At 56.1% G+C, this 26,038-nt stretch carries 23 protein-coding genes and 1 pseudogene; 18 read left to right on the top strand and 6 right to left on the bottom strand.

Annotation, left to right across the window (positions count from 1 at the left end; all coding sequences use genetic code 11):
* Nucleotides 1-70 precede the first annotated feature (70 nt).
* Nucleotides 71-1,858, bottom strand: coding sequence for a ribosomal protection-like ABC-F family protein (abc-f, locus tag ACQ4N8_RS25810; RefSeq protein ID WP_430707228.1), 1,788 nt, complete (start codon nucleotides 1,856-1,858; stop codon nucleotides 71-73).
* A gap of 1,075 nt (nucleotides 1,859-2,933) precedes the next feature.
* On the opposite strand from abc-f, the gene ACQ4N8_RS25805 reads away from it, so the two are divergent.
* The 4 genes from ACQ4N8_RS25805 to ACQ4N8_RS25790 all read left to right on the top strand — a co-directional run bounded on the left by ACQ4N8_RS25805 (nucleotide 2,934) and on the right by ACQ4N8_RS25790 (nucleotide 5,860).
* Nucleotides 2,934-3,782, top strand: coding sequence for an amino acid ABC transporter substrate-binding protein (locus tag ACQ4N8_RS25805; protein WP_430707227.1), 849 nt, complete (start codon nucleotides 2,934-2,936; stop codon nucleotides 3,780-3,782).
* A 60-nt stretch (nucleotides 3,783-3,842) separates the two neighbouring features.
* The gene (locus tag ACQ4N8_RS25800; RefSeq protein WP_430707226.1) at nucleotides 3,843-4,511 is read left to right on the top strand and encodes an amino acid ABC transporter permease; all 669 of its coding nucleotides are present in this window, start codon (nucleotides 3,843-3,845) and stop codon (nucleotides 4,509-4,511) included.
* A gap of 14 nt (nucleotides 4,512-4,525) precedes the next feature.
* The gene (locus ACQ4N8_RS25795) at nucleotides 4,526-5,281 is read left to right on the top strand and encodes an amino acid ABC transporter ATP-binding protein (protein WP_430707225.1); all 756 of its coding nucleotides are present in this window, start codon (nucleotides 4,526-4,528) and stop codon (nucleotides 5,279-5,281) included.
* A 132-nt stretch (nucleotides 5,282-5,413) separates the two neighbouring features.
* Nucleotides 5,414-5,860: a hypothetical protein gene (locus ACQ4N8_RS25790; protein WP_430707224.1), complete on the top strand. Its 447-nt coding sequence runs from the start codon at nucleotides 5,414-5,416 to the stop codon at nucleotides 5,858-5,860.
* An 81-nt stretch (nucleotides 5,861-5,941) separates the two neighbouring features.
* Here the strand turns inward: ACQ4N8_RS25790 and ACQ4N8_RS25785 are convergent, their stop codons facing one another.
* The 4 genes from ACQ4N8_RS25785 to ACQ4N8_RS25770 all read right to left on the bottom strand — a co-directional run bounded on the left by ACQ4N8_RS25785 (nucleotide 5,942) and on the right by ACQ4N8_RS25770 (nucleotide 9,641).
* The gene (locus ACQ4N8_RS25785) at nucleotides 5,942-6,892 is read right to left on the bottom strand and encodes a DUF4097 family beta strand repeat-containing protein (protein ID WP_430707223.1); all 951 of its coding nucleotides are present in this window, start codon (nucleotides 6,890-6,892) and stop codon (nucleotides 5,942-5,944) included.
* Between the two features lie 3 nt (nucleotides 6,893-6,895).
* A complete protein-coding gene (locus ACQ4N8_RS25780; RefSeq protein WP_430707222.1) occupies nucleotides 6,896-7,555 on the bottom strand; it encodes an HAAS signaling domain-containing protein in 660 nt (219 codons plus the stop codon).
* Nucleotides 7,552-7,878, bottom strand: a complete 327-nt coding sequence (locus ACQ4N8_RS25775; RefSeq protein ID WP_430707221.1) for a PadR family transcriptional regulator — start codon at nucleotides 7,876-7,878, stop codon at nucleotides 7,552-7,554. The genes ACQ4N8_RS25780 and ACQ4N8_RS25775 overlap by 4 nt, the downstream gene beginning before the upstream one ends.
* A 194-nt stretch (nucleotides 7,879-8,072) precedes the next feature.
* Nucleotides 8,073-9,641, bottom strand: a complete 1,569-nt coding sequence (locus tag ACQ4N8_RS25770) for an FAD-dependent oxidoreductase (protein WP_430707220.1) — start codon at nucleotides 9,639-9,641, stop codon at nucleotides 8,073-8,075.
* 197 nt (nucleotides 9,642-9,838) lie between these two features.
* On the opposite strand from ACQ4N8_RS25770, the gene ACQ4N8_RS25765 reads away from it, so the two are divergent.
* Genes ACQ4N8_RS25765 through ACQ4N8_RS25755 form a run of 3 tightly spaced genes read left to right on the top strand, consistent with a single transcriptional unit; the run spans nucleotide 9,839 to nucleotide 13,987 of the window.
* The gene (locus ACQ4N8_RS25765) at nucleotides 9,839-11,644 is read left to right on the top strand and encodes a spore germination protein (protein ID WP_430707219.1); all 1,806 of its coding nucleotides are present in this window, start codon (nucleotides 9,839-9,841) and stop codon (nucleotides 11,642-11,644) included.
* A 12-nt stretch (nucleotides 11,645-11,656) separates the two neighbouring features.
* Complete coding sequence (locus ACQ4N8_RS25760; protein WP_430707218.1) at nucleotides 11,657-12,868, top strand: Ger(x)C family spore germination protein; 1,212 nt, start codon at nucleotides 11,657-11,659, stop codon at nucleotides 12,866-12,868.
* Between the two features lie 15 nt (nucleotides 12,869-12,883).
* A complete protein-coding gene (locus ACQ4N8_RS25755) occupies nucleotides 12,884-13,987 on the top strand; it encodes a GerAB/ArcD/ProY family transporter (protein WP_430707217.1) in 1,104 nt (367 codons plus the stop codon).
* Here ACQ4N8_RS25755 and ACQ4N8_RS25750 read toward each other — a convergent pair.
* Nucleotides 13,904-14,302 carry a hypothetical protein gene (locus ACQ4N8_RS25750; RefSeq protein ID WP_430707215.1) on the bottom strand — a complete coding sequence of 133 codons (399 nt, stop codon included), beginning with the start codon at nucleotides 14,300-14,302 and terminating at the stop codon, nucleotides 13,904-13,906. The two genes, ACQ4N8_RS25755 and ACQ4N8_RS25750, sit on opposite strands and share 84 nt — an antisense overlap.
* Nucleotides 14,303-14,479: 177 nt before the next feature.
* Between ACQ4N8_RS25750 and ACQ4N8_RS25745 the strand changes: the two genes are divergently transcribed.
* The 11 genes and pseudogenes from ACQ4N8_RS25745 to ACQ4N8_RS25695 all read left to right on the top strand — a co-directional run.
* Nucleotides 14,480-14,869, top strand: a complete 390-nt coding sequence (locus tag ACQ4N8_RS25745; RefSeq protein WP_430707214.1) for a Fur family transcriptional regulator — start codon at nucleotides 14,480-14,482, stop codon at nucleotides 14,867-14,869.
* Nucleotides 14,851-15,672 (top strand): response regulator transcription factor, encoded by an 822-nt coding sequence (locus ACQ4N8_RS25740; RefSeq protein WP_430707213.1) that lies wholly within the window; start codon nucleotides 14,851-14,853, stop codon nucleotides 15,670-15,672. The genes ACQ4N8_RS25745 and ACQ4N8_RS25740 overlap by 19 nt, the downstream gene beginning before the upstream one ends.
* 134 nt (nucleotides 15,673-15,806) lie before the next feature.
* On the top strand, nucleotides 15,807-17,054 hold the full coding sequence (locus ACQ4N8_RS25735; RefSeq protein WP_430707212.1) for a methyl-accepting chemotaxis protein: 1,248 nt from the start codon (nucleotides 15,807-15,809) through the stop codon (nucleotides 17,052-17,054).
* A 597-nt stretch (nucleotides 17,055-17,651) separates the two neighbouring features.
* On the top strand, nucleotides 17,652-19,163 hold the full coding sequence (locus ACQ4N8_RS25730; RefSeq protein WP_430707211.1) for a spore germination protein: 1,512 nt from the start codon (nucleotides 17,652-17,654) through the stop codon (nucleotides 19,161-19,163).
* Complete coding sequence (locus ACQ4N8_RS25725; protein WP_430707210.1) at nucleotides 19,150-20,376, top strand: Ger(x)C family spore germination protein; 1,227 nt, start codon at nucleotides 19,150-19,152, stop codon at nucleotides 20,374-20,376. The genes ACQ4N8_RS25730 and ACQ4N8_RS25725 overlap by 14 nt, the downstream gene beginning before the upstream one ends.
* A complete protein-coding gene (locus tag ACQ4N8_RS25720) occupies nucleotides 20,369-20,587 on the top strand; it encodes a hypothetical protein (RefSeq protein ID WP_430707209.1) in 219 nt (72 codons plus the stop codon). Before ACQ4N8_RS25725 ends, ACQ4N8_RS25720 begins: the two co-directional genes overlap by 8 nt.
* Before the next feature lie 40 nt (nucleotides 20,588-20,627).
* Complete coding sequence (locus tag ACQ4N8_RS25715; protein ID WP_430707208.1) at nucleotides 20,628-21,698, top strand: GerAB/ArcD/ProY family transporter; 1,071 nt, start codon at nucleotides 20,628-20,630, stop codon at nucleotides 21,696-21,698.
* Nucleotides 21,699-21,782: 84 nt separating this feature from the next.
* Entirely contained in the window at nucleotides 21,783-22,601 is an 819-nt protein-coding gene (locus ACQ4N8_RS25710; RefSeq protein ID WP_430707207.1) for a uroporphyrinogen-III synthase, read from the top strand.
* Between the two features lie 37 nt (nucleotides 22,602-22,638).
* Nucleotides 22,639-22,947, top strand: a complete 309-nt coding sequence (locus tag ACQ4N8_RS25705; protein ID WP_430707206.1) for a phasin family protein — start codon at nucleotides 22,639-22,641, stop codon at nucleotides 22,945-22,947.
* Nucleotides 22,948-22,950: 3 nt separating this feature from the next.
* A complete protein-coding gene (locus tag ACQ4N8_RS25700; protein ID WP_430707205.1) occupies nucleotides 22,951-24,621 on the top strand; it encodes an ABC1 kinase family protein in 1,671 nt (556 codons plus the stop codon).
* A 135-nt stretch (nucleotides 24,622-24,756) separates the two neighbouring features.
* Nucleotides 24,757-25,941: pseudogene (locus tag ACQ4N8_RS25695) on the top strand (DEAD/DEAH box helicase); the annotation flags it as partial.
* Nucleotides 25,942-26,038 lie beyond the last annotated feature (97 nt).

Here is a 26,038-nt window from a genome sequence, read left to right as displayed (position 1 = left end):
GGGCTTCTTTTCTTATAGAAATAGCCCATGACGATCGCAGGAATGATAAAATAGAGGGCCTGCAGCAAAATCACCGGCCGGCACCGCCGGTGCCCGGGCGCGGCGATTCGCCGCCTTCGGCGGCCCGGCCCGCTCCGCCGGGCCGATCGGCCGCGCGGCCTGCGAGCCCCGCGCCACCGGCGGCGGTCTTCCGGGCGAGCTCCGCCCGGTAATCCTCGTACCCGCCGAGGGTGACGCTCATGCGGCCGCCCGCCAGCGCCCACACCTGCCCCGCCACTTTATTGATAAAGTAGCGGTCATGCGATACCGCCAGCAGCGTGCCCGGGTACTCCTCGAGTGCTTCCTCCAGCGCTTCCCGGGAATCGATGTCCAGATGGTTGGTCGGCTCGTCGAGCACCAGCAGATTCGGCCGCTGGTGCATCAGCACGGCCAGCCGCAGCCGCGTCCATTCCCCGCCGGAGAGGCTGCTCACTTTCTTGAACACGTCCGCGCCGTAGAACAGGAATCGGGCCAGCTGGCCTCGGGCTTCTCCCGTTTCGATGCCGATCTGGTCGCGGAAATACTGTAACACCGTCTCTTCATGATCGGCGGGAGCGGACTGCTGGGCCAGATAGCCCGGCTCGATCCGCGAGCCGAGGCGGATTTCTCCTTCCTGCGGCGATTCATGGCCCAGAATGCTTTTGAGCAGGGTGCTTTTGCCGGCCCCGTTCTCACCGATCAGGACGGCGGCTTCGCCGTAACGCAGCGTATGGGTCAGGCCGCCGTACAGCCGCTGCCCTCCCCTGAAGTCGCCGACTTCACGCAGGACGATGGCGTCTTTGCCGGAACGGTCCGCTTGCTGCAGCTGCAGGTCGATCTTCCTACGCTCCAGTATCGGCCGTTTTAGCTTCTCCATACGGTCCAGCGCCTTTTGCATCGAAGCCGCGCGCCGATGGAAACCGGGGTTCGGCGGATTGGAGCGGTTGCCCCACTCGATCAGCTGCTTGATCGTTTCCTGCATCTTTTTGATTTTCTTCTGCTGTTCCTGATAGTCGGCGAACTGCTGAAGCAAACGGCGCTCCTTCTCCTCTTTGTAGGCGCTGTAATTGCAGTGGTACGTGAAGGCTTCGCCGTCCTCAAGTTCAACGATTTTACCGGCTACGGCATCGAGGAAATACCGGTCATGGGAAATGATCACCGTTGTCCCGGAAAAAGCGCGGATAAAGCCTTCCAGCCACTCCGTCGCCGCCATGTCCAAATGGTTGGTCGGTTCGTCGAGCAGAAGCAGGTCCGGCTGCCGCAGCAAAATGACCGCCAGGCCGATTTTCGTTTTTTCGCCGCCGGACAGGGAAGAGAACGGGCGGGGCCATTGCTCGGCCGGGATGCCAAGCCCGCCGGTCACCCGCTCCAGCGACGCTTCGATTTCGTAGCCTCCGCCGCGCTCGAACGCTTCCTGCAGCGCGCCGTATTGCCGGAGCAGGGCATCCAGCGAAGCGGAATCCGGCTTATCTGTATCCTTTCTTCCGTCTCCGGCCTTGCCACCCGCCCCGGCCTCCGCCATTTCCGCCTCCAGCCGGCGCATATCCTCCTGCATCTGCCGCAGGTCGGCGAAAGCCCCCAGCAGTACGTCATAAACCGTTTCTTCCCGGCCATAATCGGGAATTTGAGCCAGCGCGCCGATGTGCGCGTTTTTACGGACATGCAGTTGGCCCTGGTCCGGTCTCTCGCTGCCCGTCAACAGCTTCATCAGGGTGGTCTTGCCCGTGCCGTTGCGGCCGATCAGCCCGACCGTTTCGCCCTCTTTGATTTCGAACGTGACATCGCTCAGCACCAGCTCGGCGCCGTAATATTTTTGAATACTTTGACATTGAATCATCATGGGGAATCGTTCTCCTTTAAGAGGTAGCTAAAAAAGTCATCGTTTGAAGATATAAGAATGCATGCTCATCGAAGCCCCGCATCCTTATATCGCAAGAAAAACCTCCGCTAAACGCGGTCTGTCTTCTTTGAAATTACGTCGATAAAGGTTTTCTTATCACGAAGCAGGTCATGGAGCGGATTCGGCATCGAATCTTGAATTCGCCCGGGCCTGAGCGTAGGCTTCCGAAGCATGTTTCCCGTGGAAACATGTGAGTCGCACGCGTAGAGTCTCCAACTACGCTAACGGACTCCAGAAACGCTAAGGTCCCGCTTTTGGACAGCTTCCGATACTAACGGACCGAGGAGACCTTATTTCGGTCAAATCCGGTTAAATCGCCGCCGTGGGGGCCCACCAATAAGGTCTCTGGAGTCCGTTACAGCGGGAATAGCTGGGAAATGGGCAAATAAGGTCACTACGGTCCGTTACGCCACTCCGCTACTGTCGTTCCTAGCTTCATCCGACCTCAAGCGTTTTGATAAACGCGCTTCGAAAGCAAAGGCTTAGCGTTTTGAAAAAACGCACATCGAAAGCATCTGCTTCGGTACTGAAAACCTGACTTTTTGAACTCTCATTTTAGTCCCATGCCGTCCACCTTGATTCGTTTAAATGTACAAAAAAAAGAAGGCAACAGGAAATCCTGCTGCCTTCTTGGGTTCACGGGTACGTGAGGTTAAGGTAGGAGCGGCATTTCGCAATTTGGTTTGGATATCGAGTTTATGAAAATGGACAGACTTCTCCCGTTAAGGGCTGCACCATGAACATTGCCAAACATTGCCATCGGCAGTTGGCTCACTCGACTCCACGCAAATTTGCGATCCACTCTTACCCACCTCCTTCACCAAATAGTTATGAAAATTATATTCCCGAAGCAATGGAAAATCAAGTGACCGGGAAAGGGACGCTCCAAAACGGGACATACTGAGCTTAGCTTGAAAAAAACGTTGACGTATTTTGTCGCACCGTGTAATATTCGTATAAACCCGAGTGAAATTGTAGGGTATAGACAAAAAAAGGAGAAGGGGATGGAATCGATATGAAGAAAATGAGTTTACTACTGTTGACGCTTGTGCTGACCACACTGCTGGCAGCCGCCTGCGGCAACAATACAAATAACCAACCTGCGGCCAACGAAGGAGCGGCGCAAGGCGGAAATGCCGCCGCCGAGCAGCCCGCAGGGGAAAATTCGCTGGAGGCGATCAAAGCGAGCGGCAAACTGCGGATCGGCACGGAAGGCACTTATGCTCCGTTTACGTTCCATGACAAGGACGGCAAGCTCACCGGCTTCGATGTGGAGATCGCCGCGGAAGTGGCCAAACGCCTTGGCGTAGAGGCGGAGTTTATCGAGACGCCTTGGGACGGTATTTTTGCAGGCTTGGATGCGGGACGGTTTGACGCCGTATTCAACGAAGTCACCATTCGCGACGACCGTAAGGAGAAATACGATTTCTCCGAACCGTACATCGTTTCCCGCGCGGTGTTGATCGTCCGCGAGGACAATCAGGACATCGCGAAATTCGCCGATTTGAAAGGCAAAAAAGCCGGCCAGTCGCTGACCAGCAACCTGACGGACATCGCCAAGGCGAACGGGGCGGAAATCGAAGCGACGGAAGGCTTCAACCAGGCCATCGACCTGCTGCTCTCGAAACGGATCGACGCTACGGTCAATGACGGGTTGTCTTATCTGGATCTGAAGAAGCAAAGACCGGACGTGAAGCTGAAAGTGGTAGACGAGATGCCGGATGCGGCGGAAAGCGCGGCCTTGTTCAACAAGGGCAACGAGGAGCTCGTGCAAGCCGTCAACCAGGCCTTGGCCGATATGAAGAGCGACGGCAAGTATCTGGAAATCTCCGAGAAATACTTCGGCGAAGACGTTTCGAAATAAGCTCGGCACTAACTTGAAGCGGCCCGCAGGGGCCGCTTCTTTGAAAAGGATGCTTGAATGATGGACGAAAGAATCTGGAACATTATTGTGGACTCCTTTCTACCCCTGCTGAAGGCAGGGGTAGCTTTTACCGTTCCGCTTACCCTGATTTCGTTTGCCTTGGGCTTGCTGCTGGCGGTTTTAACGGCGCTGGCCCGGTTATCCAGCGTGAGCCTGTTGCGGCAGATCGCCCGATTTTATGTGTGGGTGATACGCGGAACGCCGCTGCTCGTGCAATTATTCATTATTTTCTATGGGCTTCCGTCGGTTGGCGTGACGCTAGACCCTTTCCCGGCGGCCGTGATCGGCTTTACGCTGAGCGTCGGGGCGTACGGCTCGGAAATCGTCCGGGCGGCGATCTTGTCCATTCATGAAGGACAATGGGAAGCGGCGTACTCGCTTGGGATGACCCGGCTGCAGGCTTTGCGGCGGATCATTTTGCCGCAGGCTTCGCGCGTCTCGGTGCCGCCGCTGGCCAACTCCTTCATCAGCTTGGTGAAGGACACGTCGTTGGCCGCCACCATCACGTATACGGAAATGTTCCGCACCGGCCAACAGATCGCGGCAACAACCTATGAACCGCTGATCGTGTACAGCGAGGCGGGCGTGATTTATTTGATCTTCAGCACCGTTCTGTCGGCGCTGCAGAACTATTTGGAGAAGCGACTCGGTCGTTTCTCCGCCCGATAAGGAGGGGAGCCCGCATGATACGAATTCACGATTTGCACAAATCGTTTGGGGCTCAGGAGGTGCTGAAGGGCATCGACCTGGAGATCGATCAAGGCAAGGTATTGGTGATCATCGGACCTTCCGGTTCGGGCAAAACGACGCTGCTGCGCTGCCTGAATCTGTTAGAAACCCCGAACCGGGGCAGCATTCGAATCAGCGACGTTGAGCTGGAGTTTGGCACGGGGCGAAAGCTGAAGCAAAGCGAAGTGCTGGCGCTGCGCAAAAAGACCGGCATGGTGTTCCAGGCCTATTATTTGTTCCCGCATATGACGGCCCTGCAAAACGTAATGGAGGCTCAAGTCCAGGTGCTGAGGAAAAGCAAAGAGGAAGCGCGCCGCCGGGCGTTGGAGCTGCTGAACAAGGTGGGGCTTGGAGAACGGGCCGATTTCTACCCGCATCAATTATCGGGCGGCCAGCAGCAAAGGGTCGGCATCGCCAGGGCGATGGCCGTCAGCCCGGACGTCCTGCTCTTTGACGAGCCTACTTCGGCGCTCGACCCCGAATTGGTCGGCGAGGTGCTGAAAGTCATGAAGGAGTTGGCCCGGGAAGGCCGGACGATGGTCATCGTCACCCACGAGATGAAGTTTGCCGCGGAGGTCGCCGACCGGGTCGTTTTGATGGACGAGGGCGTCATTATCGAATCGGGCACGCCGGATCAGGTGCTGGACAACCCTTCGAGCGCGCGGGCACGCGCTTTCCTGAACCGGATCGCCCAAAAGGACACGGTGTAAGCGGCCATATGCCTGACCGCTTGCTTTAGCTCTCCGGTTATATCCCTTATAATGGGGATAGACTGATTGATCAAGCCGCTTCGATTAGGCGGTAAGACTAAATTCATCTTGACGCAAAGCAAGGGGAGCCCATTGAACAAACGGGAAGCAAAGAAAATCATCCGCGAGCTGCTGAACCGCTCGGGCTCGGAGGTAAAGGTCCGCGTGCATTACCGGTACCCCGGAGAGCGTATCGTAGGCGGAAAATACAGCATGCGCGACCAATCGGTTACGATGTACCTCGGCGAAGTGAGGAAGCAATGCCGTTTGCTGTTTGGTTCGGCGGCAGGCTGGAGGCAGCTGTTTGCCATCGTGTTGGCCCATGAACTGGGGCATGCGAGAGACCCGGAGCTGCCATCATTATGCGACAGGCTGGATGCCTGCGACAATGAGCTGGAGCGTAGCGAAACGGCGCTCCGGATTGAAGAGAACGCCTGGGACTATGCGCGCATGCTGATCCCGGACATCGATCCGTTCATGATGGAACGGGTCGTGGCCGATTCATTGTTCGCCTATCGCCAGGCGGCGCGGCAAGGTTGAGGCCAGCTGGTCGGGCCCCAACCCCAAAAATGAGAGCACCGGAGAATTACGTTCCCCGGTGCTCTCGTTTTGTAAACCATCTTAACGTATTCGGATATCCCCGGATGTGGTTCGAACTTTGATCAGATCCTGCGTTTGCCGCGGGGAATCGGGAGACGTGATATTCCCCGAACCGGTTTGCAGGTCGTAGAAGCCCTTGAATTGCTCATCCGCCGACAGCGTAACATTGCCGGAACGGACGGAGATGTCCAGGCTGTCCGAGCGTTGGTCCGATAGCGTGACATTGCCGGAGGTCGTCTGGAAGACGCCAGCCCCCGTATAATCCTCAAACCGGATGTGGCCGGAGCTGACCGCAGCATCCGCCGGACCCTCCACCTTCTTCGCCGTGATATTGCCGGACGTCGATTTGGCGTTTAAAGTCCCTTGCAGTTCCTCGACCTTGATGTTGCCGGAGGTCAGTTTGATCTTGGTATTCCCCCGGATCTTCTCCGCGGTAATGTTCCCGGACGTCGCCGCCAGACTTAATTGGTCCGCGACGACGGAGTCCGCCCGAAGATTGCCGGAGGATACCGACAGATCGATTTTGGCCGCATTCAATCCGCTGAACTCGCCATTGCTCCCGCGCGATTTGGAGCTGATTTGCTCCAAAGGACTACGGTCGGCGAGGGCTACGGTGATCTGCTGCCTGGTGGATTGGAAATTGATCGAGAAGAAATTCCAGTCGAAATCCTCCTTCAAATTCAATTGCAGCGTATTCCCCGAGAGCTCTGTTTGCTTCAGGCGATCAATCGTTTCTTGCTTCATATTACCGCTGATTTCCACGTAGTTGCTGCCGTCGGGACTATCGATGAACTCCACGTCCACATCATAATCGCTGTCGATAGCTAGTGCCTTCAGTCCGCCCGGATCGAACGTCCATTTCTGTTGATGGGAGGGGAGCGTCTCCCCGAAATCGAATTGTTGGTAAGCCATTCCGGCGAATCCGAGCACGATCAGCAGGATTCCCAGGAAAGACCACTTTTTATTGTTCATGGTTCAATTAACCCCTTTCGCGATCCGGGCGTTCCAGTGCAGGTAGGCGGCGCTAAGCCGGATCATTCCTTTGAAAAGATACCGGCTCGCGACCGCCAGCAAAATGCCTAACCCAACGGTGGCCAACGCCGCAAATAGCTTGGCAAGACTGAGATTCCCGTGCATCACGTACTCCAGTCCCAATAGAAGAGGACTTAATATGCCGGCTAGAGCGGCGGTCGCCAGGCTGACGGCGACGGCCCAAAAGGCGATCAGGAGCGGGCCGGCGATGATGTTCGCGAAGAACAGTCCGATGTATGCCATGATGGAGGCAACAGCACCCCTGCGCCGTACGCCTTGGATGCCGCTTGCTCCTCCCGTATAAACCCGGGCATCGCCGATAGGCCGCCCTCCCTGACGATCCGGTTCCGGAGCGGGGGAGTCGACGGGTTCACCGCCGCCGAACCAGTAGACGTGGTCCTGCGGAACGTAACGGTTGCCCAACGCTTCCTTGGCCAATTCGGCCGGATCTCCAAGCTCCATGACGATTTCCTCTTCCGATCTGCCGCTTTGCTGGCCGAAGGCAAAATGGGCTTCGTAGTCTTCCAGCAATTCGTTTTGCTCTTCCGGAGGGAGCGCCGACAGATGAGCTCTGAGAAGCGCCAAAAACTCACTTTTATTCATAAACGGCTTCCTTTCTCGATTAATGTCGATACATTGTGCACGAACTGCTTCCACTCGACGACCAGCTTCCGGGTGTATATTTCGCCTTCGGGCGTCAACTTGTAATATTTGCGAGGGGGCCCGCCCGTGGATTCCTGCAGATACGTGGTGCAATAGCCTTCGCTTACCAGTCGTCTCAGCAGAGGATAAAGAGCTCCTTCGGCAACCTCGATATGCTTGGAGACGGATTGCGCCAACTCGTAACCGTATCGGTCCCGCCCTTGGATCAGAACCAGCACGCATAGCTCCAGGGCGCCTTTCTTAAACTGGATACTGATATCCAAACATGATTCGCCTCATTTCCTCTGGATTTCACGTTCTTATTAGCGATTCCTTAGTACTGAACAATAATTAGTATCACTGCTAAAATAATATCATACAGTACTGATTAAAGCAAGGTAGTGAATAAAAAACAGGCATCCCATCAGCCGTATGCCTCGTACTCCTAGGCTGCCGGCTGGGCGGATGCGCTGAAAGACTAACTTTTGGCTTGTTCGGGCTGGCGGTGGAGACGGGGCAAGGCTTCAACGGCCGGACCTTCGATCACTTCGCCTTTGTAGTCGAATCTCGAGCCGTGGCAAGGGCAATCCCACGAGCGTTCCGCTTCGTTCCATTTGACCTCGCAGCCCATATGCGTGCACGTCGTATCCACCAAATAGAGCAAACCGTCGTCGTCCCGGTAGGCTCCGGCTCTTTTGCCGCGATGCTTAACGACCCCGCCTTGACCGGGAACGAGATCCTCGGGCTTCAGATGGACCAGCTCGATCTTGCCGGTAACGAACTCTTTGGCGACGTCGGCGTTTTGGGTAACGAAATGCTTGACGGCGGGATCCGCCTTGAATCGGGAAGGCGTAAACAGATCGGCGTAGCGGTTCTCCTTCTCCACGATCAGATCGCGAATCATCAGCGCGGACAAGGTGCTGCTGGTCATCCCCCATTTTTTGAACCCCGTGGCCACGTAAACGTTCGGATGGCCCGGCGTGATGCGCCCGATATATGGCACCTCGTCCAGCGTGACCAAATCCTGCGTCGACCAGCGGAAAGGAATCGACTTGATGCCGGTCACGTCGCGGCCGAACTTCTCCAGCGTTTCATAGCTTCGAATCGTGCAGTCGTTTTTGCCGGTCTTGTGGGACTCTCCGCCGACCAGGACGACCGGGTTTCCGTTCAGCTCGGCGGAGCGAAGCGACCGGGTGGGGGAACCGCAGTTGATATACATTCCGCCGGGATAAGCTTTCTCCGGCTCGACCGCCACTACATAGGAGCGTTCGGCGTACAGCCGGGTAAAAAACAAGCCCTTCCCGTCAAAAAACGGAAAGTGGGAGGCGGAGACGGCATGGCGGCAGAGGATCTTTCGCCCGTCTTCGGTGGTCAGGCGCAGTCGTCCGTCCGCATCCGGCTCGGCGGAATCCTGCAGCGTGGTGTTCTCATAGAACGTTCCGCCATGGGAGGCCACGAAGCCGGCCAGATCCCGCAAGTAGGAGAGCGGGTGAAATTGCGCCTGATCCTTCATCACCACCGCCCCTCTGGCCCGCAGAGGCAGTTCGAGGGAGTCCTCCCATCGGGAGGGCAATTCCAGTTCTTCATAGGCCCGCCATTCCGCCTCGAGCTGCTTCAGCTGTTCGTCCGAATTGGCATACAGATAAGCGTCCTCGCGCCGGAACTGGCAATCGATGCTCCGCTCCTTGATCGTATCGGCTATAAATCGCAGAGCTTCCTCGTTTGCTTCATAATACAGCCTCGCTCCTTCCTTGCCGAAGTGGCCGATCAGCTTGTCGTAGAAAAGCCCGTGTTGGGCCGTAATTTTGGCCGTCGTATAGCCGGTGGTCCCGTCGAGGATGAGCCCGGCATCGAGGATAGCTACCTTTAAGCCTGCTTGCACGAGCAGGTATGCTGTCGTAATCCCGGCGATTCCCGCGCCGACGATGGCTACCTCGGTCTCGATGTCCTCGTTCAGCGTGGCATAACGCGGCAGAGAGGTTGTTTCGCGCCACATGGATTCCGGAAACCGCGGAAGTCCGCCGGACATGAATGGGTTGTTTTGCATCTTCGTTTTCCTCCTAAAACTCATTTGCCCAAATAGGGACGGCCATATCGATTACATTATTTCCAGGAGAAGCCCATAAAAAACCGGAATTTTGGGTGTTCTCCCTTGTCGATAGCTGTCGCATGAAACAGGAGGGAAAAGCAAATACTGGAGATACGATGATGAAGATACGTTAATGAAGAACAGGAGTTGCTGATATGCTGCGCCATCTTTCCCGCGGCCGTAAAGGCCGTCAAAACATGGATAAGGGCAGGCAACCTGGCGGGGGCAAGCACACCGGGAATGAGAAAGTGACCGGCAACCTCCAGCAGATGCTGGACCGGATCACGAAAGAATCCGGAGGCAGCCCCGACATCGTGATTCGTCATATCAAAATCGGCGGCCCCGTCCCGGCCCCGGTCAAGGCGGTTATCGTTTATCTGAATGCCTTGAGCGATCAAACCTTGATCAACCGATTTGTCATGGAACCCTTAATGAAGCTTGACCCGGAAAAGGCGGGTACTTACAATCCCGAACGGCTGATTAAATACATTCTGGAAGACGCCCTGACCCTGGGGGAAACCTCCGTCGTTACCGAATGGAATGACCTGATGCTGGCTATTTTGTCGGGGGATACCGTACTTTTAGTGGAAGAGAGCGAGCAAGCCATCGTTTCGGGGACCCAAGGCGGGGAATGGCGGGCGGTGAACGAACCGACCTCCCAGCTCGTGGTGCGAGGCCCTAAAGACAGCTTCGTGGAATCGATCGCGACGAATATATCTTTAATCCGGCGGCGGATCAAATCCCCTGATTTATGGCTCGAATCGATGAAGATCGGTTCCGTTACTCATACGCACGTCGCGATCATGTATTTGAAAAGCGCCGCCGACCCTGAGCTGGTCGCGGAAATCAAAAGGCGGCTTCAGGGAATCAAGATCAAAGGCGTGCTGGAATCGGCTTATATCGAAGAGTTTATTCAAGACAAGACGTTTACGCCGTTTCCGACGGTATACAACACGGAGCGGCCGGACGTGGCCGCCGGCAATCTGCTGGAAGGACGAGTGGTCGTGCTGGTGGACGGTACTCCATTCACCCTGATTCTGCCGACGGTATTCGCCCAATTCATGCAATCGCCGGAAGATTACGCCCAGCGTTTCGACATCACCATCCTTATGCGGGTGATCCGCTATATCAGCTTTATTATTTTGCTGCTGGGTCCGGCCGTATATATCGCGCTCACGACCTTCCATTACGAAATGATCCCTTCGCTGCTGCTGGTCAGCATGATGGCACAGCGCGAAGGCGTGCCGTTTCCGGCTTTCGTAGAGGCGGTCATGATGGAGATTACTTTCGAGATCCTGCGGGAAGCGGGAGTTCGCATGCCGCGGGCGATCGGACAGACCGTATCGATCGTGGGAGCGCTTATTTTGGGGCAGGCGGTGGTGGAGGCCGGGATCATAACGCCGATCATGGTTATCGTCGTCGCGTTGACGGGGATCGCCAGCTTCGCTCTGCCTTCGTATAACCTGTCCATAGCCGGAAGATTGTTTCGCTTTTATTTCATGGTATTGGCCGGGATGTTCGGCTTCTACGGTATCACGTTGGGGCTGATCATGATGATTGCGCATGTGAGCAGCATTCGTTCCTTCGGCGTCCCTTACCTGTCCCCGTTCAGCCCGTTTATTCCGCAAGCCCAGAAGGATGCCGTTGTGAGGCTGCCGATCTGGTTCCATGGGTGGAAGCCGCTGATGTCCTCAAGTCAGCAAGACGTCAAAAAAACCGGGGAAGTCAAGCAGCTCAGTCCCTCTAACGGGCAGGATGAATCCGGCGGCGGTTCATCCGGGCAGGAAACAAGCGGAGGCCGGAAGGGCGGGGAACCAGACGACTCGAACGGCAAGGACCGGGGAAGCGGGAAAAACAGCAACGGGGATAACGAAAATACATCCGGAAGCGAAACCGGGGATAGCGATGCGGAGATGGCGGCGGGCAATACCGCCGTAGAGGAATCTAGCGGAAGAAAGTAGGCTTGTAGGCATATGATAAAAAAAGGAATCCTAGGGGTTATCCTTTGCAGCATGCTGCTGCCGATCACAGGCTGCTGGGATGCCATCGAACTGAACCGGCGGGCCGTCGTAGCGGGTATTGGGATCGATGAGATGCCGGGAAAAGAAAGATACCTGGTATCGTTCCAAATCATCATCGCTGATGAAATCTCCGGGAAAGCCGGAAGGGGAGCGACGCCGGTCTCTATTTATTCCGCCCGGGGCCGGTCCGTGATGGAGGCTGTCCGGCGTCTTTCGCGCAAGGTGCCCCGGTTGGTTTCGACGGCTCATACGCGGGTTGTGGTCATCTCGGAAGAACTGGCCCGGGAAGGGATATCCGATATCGTCGATTTCTTGGATCGGGACTCGGATATCCGCCTCACGGCCAAAATTTATATCGTAAAAAAAGGAATCATGGCTAAGGACGTGACGTCCGCGCTTTCGCCGATCGGGAAAATCACCGCGTACGCCTTGGCGCAAAAAGCGGAAATGACCGCCGGAGAATACGGCGCAAATTATTCCGTGGAAGTCGACGATGTGATTCGGGGGATGCTCGTGCCTAATGGAGGGCCCACGATTAATGGTATCGAAATGCAGCCGGACGAAACCGATGAGGCGCGCAGGAAAAGCAATCTGGAAAAGGCGGATAGCGTAGGGCTGATAACGGTCTCCAATATGGCCGTATTTAAAGGAGACCAACTGAAAGACTGGCTGAATGAAGAGGAAAGCCAGGGATTGGTTTGGATCAAAAACAAGCTCAAAAATACGTCGATCATCATCAACCCAGACGGGGATGGAGACATTACACTGGATGTGCGGAGAAATAAAACATCGACGAAGGTGAAATTCAAGGACGCGGAGCATCCTGTAATCCAGTTCAATGTAACGGCCCAACTATCGGTACGCGAGATGGACAGCAAAATCGATTTGCGGGATCCCCAGGCGCTGCATGGTCTGGAGGGTCAAGTTAACGAGGAGATTATTCGCAAAATGAAGTCTGCCGTAAAGAAAGCCCAATCACTCAACAGCGATATCTTCGGATTCGGGGAAGCGATCAAGCGTCAGAATCCGAAGGCGTGGACACAACTCGAAGGCAAGTGGGCCGACATGTTCCCTCGCCTTGAGATCGAATATCATGTCGACTCGATTGTTCGTAACTCCCAGATGAGAGACCGTTCCTTTAAATATAATATGAAAGAGAAATAGGAGGCGGGTTTGACGATGGAGAAAATAAAGATCAGTCCGCTGCAGTTTTTCTCGCTGCTCGTCTTGTTTCAACTGGGGACTGCCTTAGTCGTTAATTTGGGTATGCAGGCCCGAACGGACGCCTGGATTGCCGTGCTGTTGGGGATGAGTGTAGGCATGCTGCTGTATACGGGTTATGCGTATATATACACGACCTTTCCGGACAAGCAGCCCACTCAGTATGCCAGAATTCTGTTTGGCAAATACCTCGGCGGGGCGGTGGGGGTGGCCTATTCGGTCTTTTTCCTAAACAAAGCCTCGCGCGATTTATTGGACGGGGGATTGCTGGTTTTTGCCTCCACCTTGAAGGAGACTCCGCTGTTTATCATCAACACCATGATGATGCTGACGATCGTTTATGTTCTGCATAAAGGGGTGGAGGTACTGGCGCGTACGGCTTTTATCCTGCTTGGCATCGTCTTTCTGATCGGGTTGTTCATCTTTCTGCTGATCCTTTTCTCGGGAATCGCGGATATATCCCGGCTCATGCCGGTGCTCGGCGACGGAATCATGCCCGTCCTGAAATCGGTATACCGCCAAAATTACCAGTTCCCGTTTGGTGAAATCATTTGCTTTACAACGATCATGCCGTACTTGAACAACCGAAAGGCGGGCGTTAGGGCGGGGCTTCTGTCGGTTCTGCTCTCCGGGTTGATTTTGTCGGGGACAGTGGTGATCACCATATCCGTCCTGGGCGTCGACATTACCGAGCGTTCGATTTTTCCGCTGTTGACGATGGTAGGTAAGGCGTCCATCTTGGATTTTATTCAACGGACCGACATTCTGGTGGTCATGGTTTTGATCATCGGCGATTTTTTCAAAATCAGCATATACTTTTACGCGGCAGTGATTCTTGGCGCCGATCTGCTGAATATTCCTTACCGGAAGATTCTGTATCCGTGCGCTTTAATTGTGCTGTTTACTTCGCTGACCATTGCCCGTAACTACAGCGAGCACGTAAAGAAGGGCGGGGAGGTGCTTTATCTGATCGATCCATTATTTTACGTTGGTCTGCCCGCCGCCTTGATTGTTGCCGCCTTTATTTACCGAATTCGCAGAAGACCCCGGACCGGAGGCTGATTGCGATGCAGCGGGGGAAGATTCGCCGGACGACGAAAAGTCGTGGTTTCCCGCGTTTTTTTTGACCCCGGATTGGTGATATCCTTCCTGTTCCTCCTGTTTCCTTTTCCGCTGAACCAAGTGAAGAATATCGGGAACGGCCAGGAACAGAAGCAGAATATAGGCAGTGGCCCGTTCGGCGGGATCGGTTAAGGAATAGTTCCAATTAATGATGAAATTGTTCCAGGGCAGGCCGGTGAGAACATCCATAAAGATGTTATATCCGATCGCCAGCGCGGTGAGAAGGAAGATAATGAAGTACTTTTTTAGAATCACCAGACAGCCTCCTGTGTATGAAATGAGCCGGCCAACTAGCTTTACTGTAAGGAAGGGCCATGCTTATTATGGTGAAAACCGACATGGAACATGCAGGTAAAGGGACAAATGCGAATTGACGAAAACTAAAATAAGACTTATACTAATTCTAAAAATAACTGCAGGGATTGATGATCGATGAAAGCCTTGAATTTAACGACCCAACGCCAAGCGGTGTACGATGTCGTACGGAAGGCCAATGACCATCCGACGGCGGCGGAGGTCATGAACCGCCTGGTCGAGCAAGGATATAATTTTGCATACGGAACGGTATATAACTCATTGCGGTACTTGACGGACAAGGAGTTGATCCGCGAATTGAAGCTCGGCGAAGCGGCCAGCCGCTATGACGCCAAGCTGGACGACCATCAGCATATTTTGTGCGAGGTTTGCGGGCGCGTCGACGAAGTCATGTCCCATTTGCCGGAGGAATGGAACGAGACGGTAGCTAAAGAGACGGGGTATGACGTGCATCATGCCCATGTCGTATTCGGGGGGGTGTGCCCAGCGTGTCAGCAGAAGAAGTGAAGTTGAAAGGAATCGCCGGTACGGCGGCGCCTTTTCGCCGGCCGTCCGTCACGGAGGCGGCCGTTCGGGAGGATGAGGTTGTGCCGTCGGGACGGGTCGCTTGCCCGATCACTCAACGGGTGATCCTGATCAGTCCCTTTCCGAGCGATGTTTATGAACTGGTACGCGACTTGTCGGAGGGCTGCTTCGATGTTCTGGTGTTCCACCACTGGGAGCAGGGCATCCGCAATGCCCTGGCCGCCGATTTGCTGATCTTCGATTTAACCTCCTACCGGGAGGGCGAAGAGACGGCGGCAATCCGATCGCTGGTACAGCAGGAGACCGGGGGGATTCCTTCGCTGCTGCTGGTCAAGGAATCGATGTTGTCAGGCCTCGATCAAGGCCTGATGAATCAGGAGCTGATGGTTTGGCCGGCCCGGCCGATGGAAATCGTCTACCATGCTCAGCGGATCATTCGCACGAACGGTCCCCGGCAAGTGGCTTCCCGGCTGTTGACCGGTACGTCCCCGGCCATCTTCAAGGATCTATGGATCGATCGCAAGAAAATGTCCGTATACCGGAGCGGCGCGAAGATCGAGCTGACCAAAACGGAATACGAGCTGCTGATCAAGCTGCTGGAACAGGAAGGCACGGTGCTGTCCCGCGAGGAACTGCTGGCCGAGGTGTGGGGCACTTCTTTCCTTGGCGGAAGCAACGTCGTCGACGTGCACATCAAGAGCTTGCGCAAGAAGCTCGGCGATAACGCCGCCAATCCGACCTATATCACGACGGTGCGGGGCGTTGGATACCGGTTGGCCGATTGATTGAGGATCAAGATAAGATGAAATACAACAACCGTTCGTCAGATTTCGACGAACGGTTGTTTTCATGGAGAGAGGGAAATAGTATAATAATTTTGGTTGAAAATAACAGTATTTTGATGGAAAGGATTAATACTATGAAAAAACGCGTAAGGTTATCCCTGCTATTAACGACGGTTTTAGCGGCACTTATCCCATGCATCATGGACATCGCGCTAAACGGAATGGAGGGTACCTGGTTTTTGATCGCCGGGGTATCGGTTGTTTTGGCTATCGCTGCAGCCTGGTTTTTGATCCGCATGGTGGCCGTTCCGCTGGAACGCTTAAGCGAGACCGCGAAGAAAATCAGCGAAGGGGATTTAACCAAACGTGTGGAATACTTGAACAGGAAAGACGAGATCGGCTTGCTGGCGGGCCAATATCAGCGGATGGTGGACAACCTTCACGATATGATCACGAGCGTCCGGGATACGACGAACCAGGTCACGTTATCGGCCGAGCAACTGTCGGCCGGGGCGGAGCAAACGACGAAGGCGATCGAACATGTAACCGTGGCGATCCAGGAGATGGCGACCGGCAGCGACCGGCAACTGCAGCGCGTGGAGCATGGCGCGGACGGCGTGGAGACAATGTCCCGTCAGGTCATTGCGATGTCCGAGCATATTCGCTCGGTGACGGAAACGATGGAACAGACCACGGGCGTGGCGGAAGAGGGCAATACTTCGGTGCTGAGCGTGGTGGAGAAGATCGAACATATCCAGCAAACGGTCGATCAACTGGGAACGGTCATTCAAACGCTGGGCGAGCATACCTCGAACATCGGCAGCATCGTGGAAGTCATCACCGGGATCGCGCAGCAAACCAACCTGCTGGCGCTTAACGCTTCAATAGAAGCGGCCCGGGCCGGCGAAGAAGGACGGGGCTTTGCGGTCGTGGCGGCCGAAGTCCGCAAGCTGGCGGAAGGCTCCGAGCAGTCCGCCCAGCAGATTGCCGGGCTGATCGGCGGCATTCAAAGCGAAGTGGAGCGTGCGATGGTATCCATGGAGGACGCCAAGCAAGGCGTCAGCGAGGGGATTATCGCCGTTGATACCTCCGGACGTTCTTTCTCCCGCATCCGCAAAGCGGTCCGGGGGGCGGCCGTCAAGATGGGAGGCGTAGCCGAAGCCGCCAAAGAGCTGGCCTCCGGAGCCGACAAAGTGACGGAATCGATCAAGGATATCCGGGCGATCTCGGAAGAAACCGCCGGCAACACGCAGACGATTTCCGCCGGCGCCGAGCAGCAGCTCGCTTCCATCGAGGAGATGGCTTCCTCCTCGGCCGATCTGTCCCGCATGGCGGAGCAGCTTAAAGAACTGGTGAACAAGTTTAAGGTGCAGAACCTATAAGTGCGTGTTCAAAAAGTCGGTTTTTCAGCACCGAGAAGGTGCTTTCGATGTGCGTTTTTTCAAAACGCTAAGCCTATGCTTTCGAAGCTCGTTTTTCCAAAACGTTTGAGTTAGGATGAAGCTAGGAATGTCAGTAGTGCAGTTGCGTAACGGACCGTAGTGACCTTATTTGACCATTTCCCAGCTATTTCCCGCTGTAAGGGACTCCAGAGACCTTATTGGGCTCCCATGGCGGTTGTTTAGCCGTATTTGACCGAAATAAGGTCTCCTTGGTCCTTTAGAAATAGGAAGCTGTCCACGAGCGGGTTAATAGCGTTACTGGTGTCCGTTAGCGTAGCTGGAGGCTGCGTGAGTAACTCATATGTTTCCGCAGGAAACATGCTTCGGAAGCATACGCCCAGGCCCGGCTGAATTCAAGATTCGATGTCGATTAAGCTTCATGTTCTGCTTCGTGAATGCCCTCCGGTTTCAGGACCGGAGGGCATTTTGCGTAGATCCGACAGAACGAAAAGACCGTGGAGCTACATATAATTCCCGAAATGGTACATTCTACATCATGTTAACGATGAACGGGTTGACAGGCAGGGAGTGTTGCAAATGAAGAAAAATGAAGAGAAAGTGAGCCGCAATCTGGCGGAAAACAGCAAAACCGTAAAAAAGATATTCCAAGACTGCTCCGACGTGATCTATCGGGAAATTCAATTGACCGAGCATATCCGCGGACTGCTTGTTTATATCGAGGGGATTATTAAGGTCGAGGACGTACAGGAGCATATTCTACGACCTTTGATATTGGGCTTGACCCAAAATCCCGACCCGGGAGAGGAAATTTATCCGTTGTCGCTGACGCGCGTATCCTTAAGCCAAACGCAAGTCAGCAACGATTGGGGGACGGTGATTAACGCGGTACTGACGGCCAACGTCGCCATTTTCGTCGAACGCATGGACGAGGTACTCCTCTTTAGCGTTAAGGGCGGTTCGCGGCGAAGCGTGGAAGAACCGCAAACCGAGGCGGTGATCCGCGGCCCTCGCGAAGGTTTTACCGAATTGCTGCGGATCAATACGGCGCTGATCCGCTTCAAGATCAAGACGGAGCAGTTGAAGCTGATCGACTTGGTCATCGGCAAAATGACGAAAACGGACGTTGCCTTGGCTTATATCGAAGGCATAGCCGAGGAGAAGCTGATCGCCGACGTGAAGGACAGGCTGGAGAGCATCGATATCGACGGGATCCTGGAATCCGGTTATATCGAGGAATGGATCGAGGACAACCCGTCGTCGCCGTTTCCGCAAATGCAGTATTCCGAACGCCCGGACACGGTTGCCGCCCAACTGCTGGAAGGCAGAGTCGCCATCTTCGTCGACGGTACGCCTTTTGTGTTGATTGCGCCGGTAACCTTATGGCAATTGCTGCAGGCGAGCGAGGATTATTACGAACGTTTTTTTATCAGCAATATGATCCGTTGGATCCGGATCTTTTTCCTGTTCCTCGCCTTATTCCTGCCCGGCTTGTACATTGCGGTGACGACGTATCATCAGGATATGCTGCCCTCGACCCTGATCCTGAGTATTGCCGCTGCACGGGAGGCGATTCCGTTTCCGGCCCTCGTGGAGGCGTTTATTATGGAGATCTCCTTTGAAGCGCTGCGGGAGGCCGGGATCAGGCTGCCGAAAACCGTCGGCCAGGCGGTGAGCATCCTCGGGGCGCTGGTCATCGGCCAAGCCGCGGTGCAGGCCGGCATCGTCTCCGCGCCGATGGTTATCGTCGTCTCGCTCACCGGGATCGCCTCCTTTACGATCCCGCGCTTCAGTTTGGCGGTCACCGTCCGGATGCTGCGATTCCCGATCATGGTTCTCGCCGGGGTGTTCGGGTTGTTCGGTATCGTTATTGGGGCGATTTGGATCGTGGTCCATTTGACGCAACTCAAATCGTTTGGCGTCCCGTATATGACCGGGGTATCTCCTTATAAAGCGGAGGATATGAAGGATATTTTTAGCCGGGTACCCATCTGGAAGATGAAGAACCGGCCTTCGGACTCCACCGGAAAAAATGTACGACGGATCGGAAAATCCAGGCATTTGGGGAGTGATTCCAATGAAGGCTGGTGAGGCGAAGGCGTACCCGATCCTTCAAAGGCTGCGGTCTATGGCGGGGCTTCTGCTCCTCCCCGTGGTGCTTACCGGCTGCTGGGACCGCATCGAGGTTAACGATATCGCCTTCGTATTGGGCTCCGCCACGGATCGCGAGGGAGGCCAGATTCGCACGACGGCGCAAATCGCTTTGCCCAGCCAGTTGGGCGGGGCGGGCAGCCAGGGCGGCGGCGGCGGGACGTCGGGCAGCAAAACGTATTTGCTGGTCTCCAGAACGGCGCCCACTTCTTATTTGGCCACTAAAGCGGCTCAAACCGACCTCTCGCGGGTACTGAACTACTCCCATCGGCGGGTGACCATTTTCGGCGAGGCGTTTGCCCGGGCGGGCATTGGCGAGCAAATTGACGTCTTTGCCCGTTTTCCCCAAAACCGTTTAACGACTTACGTCGTCCTCAGCCGCGGTCCGGGTTACAAATTGTTGGATGTCGACGCGCCTATCGAGCAGGTTCCGGCGGAAATGATCCGGGAACTGGCCAAATCGGCGATGAAGGACCCCTTGTCGATCCAGCGTTTAGCCAACATGCTGCTTACCGAAGGGGTCGATGCGTCGATCCCGGTGATGGAGGTCCAGGATAGCGTTCCGAAGAAGGTCGGGAACGGGCAAAGCCTGGTCAACCTCGATGGTTTGGGCCTTTTTCGCGACGACAAGCTGGTCGGCTACTTGACCTCGGAGCAAGCCCCGCTGGCCTTGATGGCCATGGGCCAGGCGATCAATCCGAAAATGACGGTCACTTATGACGATAAGCATGCAGGGGAACTCATTACGGTCAGCCTGAATGAAACCCGGACGGAAATTCACCCGCACTTGGGGAAATCCGGAATTAGGTTCGATATCAATTTTAAAGCCATGGGCTTGATTCTGGAAAATACGTCAAAGCACGATATCCAATCGACCACGCTCTCCCAATTGGAGCAGCGGTGCAATGATAAGTTGGCCGGGCAAATTCACGAGGTAGTAAGCCAGGTGCTGAAGAAGCATCGCACCGACATCTTCGGTTTCGGCCATTATTTCAACAACAAGTACCCGTCCGAGTGGAAACGGATCCGCAAACGCTGGCATGAGATGCTGCCGGACGTTGAGGTACGCGTTCATTCCGACATTCATCTGGAGAATACCGGCGAATTGATCAATTCGCTTGGGGTCAGGGAGGACCGTCTATACAATGATTAGCATCGTGATTCTCCTGCTGCTGCTGATGGCTTTCAGCCACTGGAGAGACAAGGAAGCGTTCCGCGAAGGCGCGGCCATCAACCGCTGGGTGTCCTATTCGCTGATGTTGGTATCCTTTGGGATTCTGGTGTATACGATGATTTCGTCCTCGATCATCTACCCGGCGGATTGGTTAGGCAGGGCGCTTCGTCCGCTGGTCCCGTTCCCGTAAAGCTCGGGCATTGCCCGAAACATGAAGGAGAGAGGCTCCGATGAGAGTGACCCGACGGCAAATCATCCTGATCAGCATCCTGCATATCTTTTCGATTACCTATCTGCAGACCTTTGCGCCCATGAGCGAGACGGCGCACCAGCATGCAATTCTCTCTTATGCGGCGGGCGGCCTGGTTTGCCTCCTGGCCCTATGGTTTATATCCGCCGCCTTGAAGCGGTTTACCGACAAAAATTTGATTCAAGCCGTGACCGAACGGTTTCCCGTCTTCGGGAGAGCGCTGCTGGCGCTTTATCTCCTTTTCCTGCTGTTCATTGCGGCCAGGGATATCCGGATCGTCGCCGATTTCACCAATTCGGTGCTGCTTAACCGGACACCGGTCCTGATTCTGGGGCTGTTGATCACCGCGACGGCGGTTTATATCACTCAAGGGGGGATTCGGGCTTTCCTGGGCCTCAGCGAAATTTACGGCGCGATCACAGTGATCATGATGGCCGGCGTAGCCCTGGTGCTGCTGCAAAATATTCATCTCAAATATTTGATGCCGTATTTTTCGTTCGATTGGCCGGGAATTGTCAAGGGCGCTTGGTATGCCGTTCCGTACCTCGGGGAAATCATCATGCTGCCGATGGTCATCTCCGGAAAATTCTACAAGGCTTCCGCCGGTTATCTCGGGCTGGCCATTGGCACAGGGCTGCTGCTCACCAACCTGTTTCTTGCTCAAACGGTCATGGGGGTGCCTTTGACCAGCAAATTGATCCATCCGGGTTATGAGATGGTCCGCCAGATTACGGTCACGGATTTTATGGACCGGTTCGATTTGATCGTGATGGCGTTGTGGTATCCGACGGCGCTCGGCAAAATCGGCTTCGATCTTTACGTGCTGTGCTACACGCTGCAATGGATCGTGCCCAAGTTGTCCGGCCGTTTGATGACGGCGCCTGCTGGCGCGCTCGCGTTCGTATGCTCCATTTGGTTTTTCAAAAACTCGCTGCAGCAGTTTAACTTCAACTATGTTTGGCCGCTGATCGCGCTGATCTTCGAGCTCGTTCTCCCGTTTCTTTTCTTCCTGCTGCTCCGGCCCCGCAGGGTCAAGCCGAAGTCGGGGTAATCCGCGGAGAAAAGGCGATTTACTTCATCCCTCCGGTCGTTTAAGCTGGAAGTAGAACAATACGGCTAAACCAGGGAGGTAGTTATGGCACGGAGACTGGAAGGGAAAAGAGTAGCGTTGACGGGTCCCCGCCGGGCGGAGGAATTGGGCAAGCTGGTGGAGAATATGGGCGGCATTCCGCTCTACCGGCCGGCGCAAGGAACCGTGCTGCTGGACGATCTGGATTTACGGAACGGCATTATCGCCTGGGTAGAGAATCCTCCGGACTGGTCGATTATTACGACGGGCATGGGCCTGGAGGCCGTCTTTGAGATGGCCGAGGATATGGGCGTGGCCCAGCGGCTCTGGGATCACCTGCGGGCCAATCCGATCGCGGCCCGAGGGTACAAGACCGTGAATGCGCTCAAGAAACGGCAATTGACTCCGCTGGTACGCGATGACGACGGCAGCACGGAGGGGTTGATTCGCGGGCTGTCGGAGCATGATTGGCGGGGGAAAAGCGTGCTGCTGCAGCTCCACGGCGACCCCGCGCCGCGGCTGGTCGCCTGGCTGGAGGAGCATGGCGCCAGCTGCAGGCAGCTTCTTCCTTACCGGCATATCTCGCCGCCGGCGGAAGCGCTGGAACAGCTGCTGTCCGATATCGTGGAGCGGCGCGTGGACGCCGTGACGTTTACGAGCGGTCCGCAGGTGCGGTTCTTGATGGAGCATGCGGAGAAGCAAGGGCGGCTTTCCGCCTTGATGGAAGCGCTGGAGGGTCCGGTGCTGGCCGTCGCGGTCGGCAAGGTGACGGCGGCCGGGCTGCAAGAAGCCGGGGTTCCGAGAGTGCTGGCGCCCAAGGAGGAACGGATGGGCAGCATGATGGTGGAGCTGGCCCGTTACTATGCGGGAGAGGAGACTGTATAAGCAATATCCAAACCCATAATGGAAAGGATGATTGGTTATGAGCGATTTGCTGAAGAAAGCCATTTCTTTGGGATGGGGACTTACCATTGTAAGCAAAGAGAAGGTCGAAGGGATCGTGGATGAACTGGTGAAACGCGGCGAGTTGGCCCCTTCCGAGTCGAAGGAGCTCGTGGAGAAGCTGATCGACAAAGGGGCCGAGGAGCAAGGCAAGTTCAAGGAACTGGTGAACGAGCAGGTCCGATCCGCGCTGCAAAGCATGGGGCTCGCTTCGGCGAAAGAGGTGGAGGAACTGACGCGGCGGGTTGCGGAACTCGAAATCAAGCTCGCCGAGATGCAGCAGCCGTAAGCCATGAGCAGCTTTGTCCGTCATACCGGCCGTTATCGGGATATCGCCATGGCGCTAGGGCGCCATGGCTTTGGTTATATGGCCCAGGAAATCGGGCTGGCGCGGTTGATCCGGGGGCCGCTTAAACGGTTCCGCAAAGAGGAACCGGGTACCCGGTCGCTGCCCGAGCGGATCCGGCTCGTGTTGGAGGAGCTCGGTCCGACCTTCGTCAAGGTTGGGCAGCTGGCCAGCACACGTTCGGATTTGCTGCCGGAGGCGATCATTCAGGAATTGGTCAAGCTGCAGGACCAGGTGCCTCCTTTTCCGGCCGGGGAAGCGCGGAGCATTCTGGAACAGGAGCTGGAGCTGCCGCTGGACGAGCTGCTCGAGAGCTTTGATGAGGTGCCGCTGGCGGCGGCTTCGATCGGACAAGTCCATCGGGCCCGGCTGACGACGGGCGAACGGGTGGCGATCAAGATCCAGCGTCCCGGCATTGTGCCGGTCATCGAGCTGGATTTGGAGATTCTGCAGCATTTGACGGCGCTGGCAAACAAACGTTGGCCCTGGGTGTCCCGCTATCAAATTCCGCAAATGGTCGAGGAGTTTGCAAGGTCGATCCGGGCCGAACTGGATTACGGCTTCGAAGGCCGGAACATGGAGAAGGTCCACAGGCAATTCCGGGAAGGAGAAGGGATTTATATTCCCGGGGTGCATTGGCACTATACGACCTCCCGGGTACTGACGATGGATTTTGTCGACGGAGTGCATCTGAACCGGGTAATGGAGCTTCAGAAAAGCGGCTTCGACCGGAAGGAAATCGCCGAGCGGCTGGTTAATGCGCTGCTCCGGCAGATTTTTGACGGCGGCTTTTTCCATGCCGATCCGCATCCCGGCAACCTGTTGGTCACCCGCAACGGGGACTTGGCGTTTATCGACTTCGGAATGGTTGGCCGGCTCAGCGGCGAGATGAAGGACCACTTGGCCTCATTGGTGATCGCCTTGATGCGGCGCAGCACCGAGGGGATGGTGCGGGCGATCCTGCGCATGGGCCTGGTCGACGAAGCGGCCGATACCGCCGGGCTGCGGATGGATCTGGAGCGGCTGCGCGACCGTTATTACGACATTCCGTTTGCCGAAATCCAGGTCGGGCAGGCGCTAACCGACCTGTTTGCGACGGCCCAGAAGCATCAGATCGTGCTGCCCGCCGATTTCCTGCTGCTCGGCAAAGCGTTGTTGACGGTAGAGGGAGTGGCCGTCGGCCTGGATCCCGACCTGCGTATCCTGGATATGGCCGAACCGTTCGGGCGCAAGCTGCTGCGGGATAAATACGGATCGCGCCGGCTAGGCAAGAAACTGATCGAAGGGGCCGTCGAATTGACGGATTCCCTCGTCGATCTGCCGCAGCAGGTGCGCCGGTTATCCGGCATCATCGGCAAGGGAAAGATGAAAATGGAGATGGAACTGCCGGAAATGGAGCGATTTCTCCGCAAGCTGGACCAAATCAGCAACCGGCTATCGTTCAGCATCGTCCTGTTGGCCTTCAGCATCATCATGGTGGGACTGATCATCGGTTCGTCGCTGTCGCGGATGCCGACCATGCTCTGGAATATCCCGGCCATCGAAATCGGCTCCGTGGTCGCTACGTTGATGTTCCTCTGGCTGTTGTATTCCATCTTTCGCTCGGGAAGATTCTAAGTTCATATGACGAACGGGCTCCCGAATATCCGCCTTTGGCTCGCCCGGGTTAGTCTGTTACAATAAGAAGGCTATTTGCAAGCTGTACGGTTTTGAGTTTGCATGAGGCACGACTAGAATATGAGGTGAATCCTGTTGACGACATTTGATAACCTGGGCCTTACGCCCGCCCTGCTCCGCAGGCTGCAGGCACAAGGCATCGTAAATCCGACGCCGGTGCAGGAAGCGGCGATCCCCGTGCTGCTATCCGGGGAGGATGCGATGGTACAGGCGCAGACCGGGACGGGCAAGACGCTTGCGTTTCTGCTGCCGATGCTGGAGAAAATCCGCCCTGACCGGCCGGAGGCCCAGGCGTTGATCATTACGCCGACGCGCGAATTGGCGATTCAGATTACGGCGGAGGCCCGCAAGCTGGCGGAAGCCCGCGAAGGCCTGTCCGTCCTTGCCGCCTACGGCGGGCAAGACGTGGAGCGGCAGCTGCGCAAGCTGAAGAATGGAACGCAGCTGGTGATCGGCACGCCGGGCCGGCTGCTCGACCATTTGCGCCGGGGCTCCCTGACGCTCGGCGCGGTACGCATGCTGGTCCTCGATGAAGCGGACCAGATGCTGCACATGGGGTTCTTGGCCGAGGTGGAAGAGATTATCTCCCTCGTTCCGCGCAGCCGCCAAACGATGTTGTTCTCGGCCACGATGCCGGATAATGTCAAACGGCTGGCCAAGGCCTATATGAACAAACCGCGCGATATCCGAATCGCTGAAACCTCGCGGGTTACGCTGGACAGCATCCGGCAAATCCTCGTGGAATGCACCGACCGGACCAAGCAAGCGGCGCTGATCGAGATGATCCGCAGCCAGCGGCCGTATTTGGCCGTGATTTTTTGCCGCACGAAACGCCGGGCGAGCACGCTGAACGAGGCGCTGCAGGAAGCCGGCTTCCAGGCGGACGAGCTGCACGGCGACCTGTCGCAGGCGAAGCGCGAGCAGGTGATGCGCGCGTTCCGCGACGCGAAGCTGGAGCTGCTGGTGGCGACGGACGTGGCCGCGCGCGGCATCGACGTGGAAGGCGTGACCCACGTGTTCAACTACGACATCCCGCACGATGTGGATAGCTACATCCATCGTATCGGGCGGACGGGCCGCGCCGGCGAGAAGGGCGTGGCTATCACGTTTGCGGCGCCGAAGGACCTGGAGGCGCTGCGCCTGATCGAGCGGGGCATCGGCCGCAAGCTGGAGCGGCAGCGTTACGACAAGAGCGGCGGCGCGGCTTCCGGCGCCGAGCGGATCGTCGCCGTCGGCCGCACCGGGACGGGTGCGGGCAAGGCGAGTGACGGCCCTTGCGGCGGGTTACGGAACATATTGCTGCACGATTCGAGTCACTTGCCCGCCCTCTATGGTTAAATGATACGGAAATTGGCTG

Origin of the sequence: Paenibacillus macerans, from assembly GCF_050565405.1 — a bacterium.
GTDB lineage: Bacteria > Bacillota > Bacilli > Paenibacillales > Paenibacillaceae > Fontibacillus > Fontibacillus macerans_B.
The sequence above is the reverse complement of the archived record's forward strand: the minus strand, read 5'-3'. Positions and strand labels throughout refer to the sequence as shown.

Excerpts from the sequence above, each read along its gene's own strand:
- ACQ4N8_RS25720 (WP_430707209.1), top strand. The coding sequence starts at position 20,369 with ATGATTAGCATCGTGATTCTCCTGCTGCTGCTGATGGCTTTCAGCCAC.
- ACQ4N8_RS25765 (WP_430707219.1), top strand. The coding sequence starts at position 9,839 with ATGCTGCGCCATCTTTCCCGCGGCCGTAAAGGCCGTCAAAACATGGAT.
- ACQ4N8_RS25700 (WP_430707205.1), top strand. The coding sequence starts at position 22,951 with ATGAGCAGCTTTGTCCGTCATACCGGCCGTTATCGGGATATCGCCATG.
- ACQ4N8_RS25735 (WP_430707212.1), top strand. The coding sequence starts at position 15,807 with ATGAAAAAACGCGTAAGGTTATCCCTGCTATTAACGACGGTTTTAGCG.
- ACQ4N8_RS25730 (WP_430707211.1), top strand. The coding sequence starts at position 17,652 with ATGAAGAAAAATGAAGAGAAAGTGAGCCGCAATCTGGCGGAAAACAGC.
- ACQ4N8_RS25760 (WP_430707218.1), top strand. The coding sequence starts at position 11,657 with ATGATAAAAAAAGGAATCCTAGGGGTTATCCTTTGCAGCATGCTGCTG.
- ACQ4N8_RS25715 (WP_430707208.1), top strand. The coding sequence starts at position 20,628 with ATGAGAGTGACCCGACGGCAAATCATCCTGATCAGCATCCTGCATATC.
- ACQ4N8_RS25705 (WP_430707206.1), top strand. The coding sequence starts at position 22,639 with ATGAGCGATTTGCTGAAGAAAGCCATTTCTTTGGGATGGGGACTTACC.
- ACQ4N8_RS25725 (WP_430707210.1), top strand. The coding sequence starts at position 19,150 with ATGAAGGCTGGTGAGGCGAAGGCGTACCCGATCCTTCAAAGGCTGCGG.
- ACQ4N8_RS25770 (WP_430707220.1), bottom strand. The coding sequence starts at position 9,641 with ATGCAAAACAACCCATTCATGTCCGGCGGACTTCCGCGGTTTCCGGAA.
- ACQ4N8_RS25800 (WP_430707226.1), top strand. The coding sequence starts at position 3,843 with ATGGACGAAAGAATCTGGAACATTATTGTGGACTCCTTTCTACCCCTG.
- ACQ4N8_RS25710 (WP_430707207.1), top strand. The coding sequence starts at position 21,783 with ATGGCACGGAGACTGGAAGGGAAAAGAGTAGCGTTGACGGGTCCCCGC.
- ACQ4N8_RS25805 (WP_430707227.1), top strand. The coding sequence starts at position 2,934 with ATGAAGAAAATGAGTTTACTACTGTTGACGCTTGTGCTGACCACACTG.
- abc-f (WP_430707228.1), bottom strand. The coding sequence starts at position 1,858 with ATGATGATTCAATGTCAAAGTATTCAAAAATATTACGGCGCCGAGCTG.
- ACQ4N8_RS25795 (WP_430707225.1), top strand. The coding sequence starts at position 4,526 with ATGATACGAATTCACGATTTGCACAAATCGTTTGGGGCTCAGGAGGTG.
- ACQ4N8_RS25745 (WP_430707214.1), top strand. The coding sequence starts at position 14,480 with ATGAAAGCCTTGAATTTAACGACCCAACGCCAAGCGGTGTACGATGTC.
- ACQ4N8_RS25785 (WP_430707223.1), bottom strand. The coding sequence starts at position 6,892 with ATGAACAATAAAAAGTGGTCTTTCCTGGGAATCCTGCTGATCGTGCTC.
- ACQ4N8_RS25755 (WP_430707217.1), top strand. The coding sequence starts at position 12,884 with ATGGAGAAAATAAAGATCAGTCCGCTGCAGTTTTTCTCGCTGCTCGTC.
- ACQ4N8_RS25780 (WP_430707222.1), bottom strand. The coding sequence starts at position 7,555 with ATGAATAAAAGTGAGTTTTTGGCGCTTCTCAGAGCTCATCTGTCGGCG.